Genomic DNA, 2,897 nt, shown 5'->3' on the forward strand with positions numbered 1-2,897 from the left:
GGTGCGGATCACCAAGTTGCCGGCGCGGATGGAGATCGTGGCACCGTCAAGATGACTCTCCCGCTCGTCATGCCCGCGCAGGCGGGCATCCAGCTTTTTTGTTTTTTTCAATGGATCAAAGTCACTGGATCCCCGCTTTCGCGGGGATGACGGTCAAAACTGGATCCCGGCGTTCGCCGGGATGACGGGCCGTCAATACGGCAGCGGCTCGGCCAGCGAGCGCCCGTTGCTGGCGATCACCTTCGAATACCACAGCGCGCTGTCCTTGGGCGTGCGCTCCTGCGTGCCGTAGTTCACATGCACCATGCCAAAGCGCTTGGAATAGCCCAGCGACCATTCCAGGTTGTCCAGCAGCGACCACAGCATGTAGCCGCGCACATCCACGCCGGCGGCGATGGCATCGTGGATGGCGCTGATGTGCTGGCGCAGGTAGTCCATGCGCAGCGGGTCGCGCACGCGGCGGTTGCCGGCATCGTCCACGCTGGCGGTGGGCGGGTCGAAGAAGGCGGCACCGTTCTCGGTGATATAGACCGGCAGGTCGCCATAGGTCTGCTTGAACCACAGCAGCAGGTCTGTCAGGCCCTGCGGGAACACTTCCCAGCCGGTCTCGGTATAGGTGCCCAGCGGCTGGCGCACCACGCCGGTGTTGAGCGGATAACTCTCGGCCGCTTTGGTGACGCTGCGGGTGTAGTAGTTGATGCCGACAAAATCGAGTTTCTGCTGGATCAGCGCGTAGTCTTCCGCAGGCCAGTCCGGCCAGGCGTCGCCGAAGATCTGCTTGAGCTCCGGCGGGTAATGGCCGAGCAGGGCCGGGTGCAGGTACTGCTCGTTCATGTAGGCATGCGCGCGGCGTACCGCGGCGGCGTCCTCGGCGGAATCGCTGGCCGGGTATTTCGGCTCGATGTTCACCACCAGGCCGATCTCGTGCTTGCCGAGTTCGCGATAGGCCTGCACCGCCGCGCCGTGCGCGCGCATCAGGTTGTGCGATGCGATCGGCGCTTCGTAGCGGCTGCGGTGGCCGGGCGCCAGCGCGCCGTGCAGGTAGCCGCCGTCGGTGACCACCCACGGCTCGTTGAGCGTCACCCACTTCTTCACCCGGCCGTCCAGCGCCTTGTAGAGCACGCTGGCGTATTCGGCGAACCAGCCGGCGATGTCGCGGTTGAGCCAGCCACCGCGGTCGTCCAGCGCCGCCGGCAGATCCCAGTGGTAGAGCGTGAGCAAGGGTTCGATGCCGTTGGCAAGCAGTTCATCGACCAGGTTCGAATAGAAGTCGAGGCCGGCCTGATTCACCCGGCCAGTGCCCTCGGGCAGGATGCGCGACCACGACACGCTGAAGCGGTAGGCCTTCAGGCCAAGTGACTTCATCAGCGCCACATCCTCCTTCCAGCGGTGGTAGTGGTCGCAGGCGATGTCGCCGGTGTCGCCGCCCTGCATCATCCCCGGAGTGTGGGCGAAGCGGGTCCAGATGCTGGGGCCGGCACCGTCGGCCAGCGGATGGCCCTCGATCTGGTGGGCGGCGGTGGCGGCACCCCACAGGAAGCCTTCGGGAAAGGCGCGGGCCTTGGTGGTCTGTGCAAGGGTCTGGTCGGATCGGCTCACGGCGGTACCATGTAAACGGTTACATGGCAGAATAGCGCGGGTTGCGTCGGGTTGCATCCCGGCGCTGCAAAGGCATCGACCTGGGAGGGCGCAGATGGCCGAAGTGGTGCTGGAACACGTGCGCAAGGTGTATCCGCAGGGGGGGCACGTGGCCATCGCGGATGCCAGTTTTGCCATCGGCGATGGCGAGCGGCTGGTGCTGGTCGGGCCATCCGGCTGCGGCAAGTCCACCTTGCTGCGGATGATCGCCGGGCTGGAGGAGATCACCTCCGGCACCCTGCGCATCGGCGACCGGGTGGTCAACGACCTGGCCCCGAAGGACCGCGACATCGCCATGGTCTTCCAGAGCTATGCGCTGTATCCGCACATGACGGTGGCACAGAACATGGCCTTCGCCCTGCAATTGCGGAAATTGCCGAAGGCCGACATCGACGCGCGCGTGCGCCAGGCCGCCGACATGCTGGAACTGGGCGCGCTGCTGCAACGCAAGCCCGGGCAACTTTCCGGTGGGCAGCGCCAGCGCGTGGCGCTGGGGCGTGCGCTGGTGCGGCAGCCGCAGGTGTTCCTGCTGGACGAGCCGCTGTCCAACCTGGACGCCAAGCTGCGCGCCGGCATGCGCGCGGAGATCGCCCGCATCCACGCGCGCACCGGCACCACCATGATCTACGTGACCCACGACCAGGTGGAGGCGATGACTCTGGGCCAGCGCATCGTGGTGATGAAGGACGGCGTGGTGCAGCAGATCGACACGCCCATGTCGCTGTATCGCGATCCCGCCAACCTGTTCGTGGCCACCTTCCTGGGCAGCCCGGCGATGAACACATTGCAAGGCATGCTCCGGCAGGACGAAGGGCCGGTGCTGAACCTTGGCGATGGCCTGCGCGTGCGGCTGCCGGATGCCCGCTTGCCTGCCGCTGCGATGGAGGGCGAGGTGGTGGCCGGCATCCGCCCGGAACACCTGGCCGTGGCCGGCGGCAAGGACGCGATGCTGACCGCCACCGTGGAGACGGTGGAGCCGGTTGGCAACGAGGTCTTCGTCAACCTGCGCCTGGGCGCACACCCGCTGGTGGCGCGGCTGCCGCCCGAGGATCCGCCGGCGGAAGGCCAGCCGCTGGGCCTGTCGCTGCGTGGCGCGGAGGTGCTGTTCTTCGATCCGGCCAGCGGGAAGCGGCTGGTGGCCTGAGCCTCAGGCCGGCTTCGGCGCGCGCTGGGTGAAGTGACTTAGGCCGTCATTCCGGCGAAAGCCGGAATCCAGTTCTTCTTCGCATTGAAATGCTGGATTCCGGCTTTCGCCGGAA

The 2,897-nt window shown here is 66.7% G+C and carries 2 protein-coding genes; one reads left to right on the forward strand and one right to left on the reverse strand.

All coding sequences use genetic code 11. From position 1 onward, the window contains the following. Nucleotides 1-192: 192 nt before the first annotated feature. Nucleotides 193-1,599, reverse strand: coding sequence for a GH1 family beta-glucosidase (locus QM612_RS10650; protein WP_415253868.1), 1,407 nt, complete (start codon nucleotides 1,597-1,599; stop codon nucleotides 193-195). A gap of 94 nt (nucleotides 1,600-1,693) precedes the next feature. Here QM612_RS10650 and QM612_RS10655 point away from each other — a divergent pair, with 94 nt between their 5' ends. Continuing rightward, on the forward strand, nucleotides 1,694-2,782 hold the full coding sequence (locus QM612_RS10655; RefSeq protein WP_415253869.1) for an ABC transporter ATP-binding protein: 1,089 nt from the start codon (nucleotides 1,694-1,696) through the stop codon (nucleotides 2,780-2,782). Nucleotides 2,783-2,897: the final 115 nt, after the last annotated feature.

Source organism: Thermomonas sp. (assembly GCF_047606765.1).
In the GTDB taxonomy this organism is placed as follows: Bacteria; Pseudomonadota; Gammaproteobacteria; order Xanthomonadales; family Xanthomonadaceae; genus Thermomonas.

Bases quoted from the DNA above. Each gene is read 5' to 3' on its own strand.
- QM612_RS10655 (WP_415253869.1), top strand. From the start codon at position 1,694: ATGGCCGAAGTGGTGCTGGAACACGTGCGCAAGGTGTATCCGCAGGGG.